The organism is Streptomyces sp. RP5T, assembly GCF_003933965.1.
Lineage (GTDB): Bacteria > Actinomycetota > Actinomycetes > Streptomycetales > Streptomycetaceae > Streptomyces.
In genome coordinates this window covers 1-1,026 of the sequence record NZ_RSAJ01001151.1, presented here as the reverse complement: position 1 = coordinate 1,026, position 1,026 = coordinate 1, and the positions used below count along the sequence as shown (strand labels likewise).

Sequence of the window (1,026 nt, the reverse complement as noted above, 5' to 3'; positions counted from 1 at the left end):
CCGCGGACCGGGACGACCCCCGCCACCGCGGCCCCGAGCCCTTCCGGCCGGGCCGGCGGGACTCCGGTGCGGGCCGCGAGGGTCAGGGCCAGGCGGGCGGCGGTCGCCGAGATCACGGTCGCCGCCGCACCTCGGGCCCACGAGTCGCCGTACGTCTGCGACAGGGCGGCCACCTGGGCGAGGAGCACGAGGACGAGGGCGATCACGCCGAAGGGGCCGATGTCCGACTGCTTCATGATCCGCAGGGCGTCCTCGGCGGGCTTGCCGCTGCCCAGGCCGTCGGCGGTGTCCGCGAGGCCGTCGAGGTGCAGGCCCCGGGTGAGGACCGCCGGTACGGCCACGGTGGCGACCGCGGCGAGCAGCGCGGAGCCGCCCAGGAACAGGAGCAGGACGCCCACCGCCGCCGAGGCGCACCCCAGCGCCAGCCCGACCAGCGGGGCGCACAGCATTCCGCCGCGTGCCGCCTCCCGGTCCCAGCGGGTCACCCTCACGGGGAACACGCTGAGCGTGCCGAAGGCGAAGCGGAGGCCGTCGAGCGGGGGTGGGGTCATGGACACGTCGGCAGGGTAGCCCGGACGCCGTAGCCGTCGGGCGGGCCACCCCCCGGCACCGGACACTGGGTCCATGGGCCACTGGCTGCACCGCAACATCGTCGAACCCGGGAAGCTGCCGCTGCTGCTCGCCCTGACCGCGTTCGTGCTGACCTTCCTGATCACGCGGGTCATCACCCGGCTGATCCGGGCGGGCAAGGGGCCCTTCGGCAACGTCAGTACCGGCGGTGTGCACATCCACCACGTGGTCCCGGGAGTCGTCCTGACCGTCGTCGGCGGCTTCGGCGCGGTCGCCAGCGGGCGGAACGGTTTCGGGGCGGGGTTGTGCGCGGTGCTCTTCGGGATGGGCGCGGGGCTGGTGCTGGACGAGTTCGCGCTGATCCTGCACCTCGACGACGTGTACTGGAGCGAGGAGGGCCGCAAGAGCGTCGAGGTCGTCGTCCTCACCGTGGCGCTGGTCGGCCTGGTGCTCGCG

At 74.5% G+C, this 1,026-nt stretch carries 1 protein-coding gene and 1 pseudogene; one reads left to right on the top strand and one right to left on the bottom strand.

Going from position 1 to position 1,026, the window contains the following annotated elements; all coding sequences use genetic code 11:
* Positions 1–551, bottom strand: a 551-nt coding sequence (locus tag EHS43_RS45075) for an adenosylcobinamide-GDP ribazoletransferase (protein ID WP_148104367.1), incomplete at its 3' end; no start/stop codon positions are given.
* A 73-nt stretch (positions 552–624) separates the two neighbouring features.
* Here EHS43_RS45075 and EHS43_RS45070 point away from each other — a divergent pair.
* Positions 625–1,026: pseudogene (locus EHS43_RS45070) on the top strand (hypothetical protein); the annotation flags it as partial.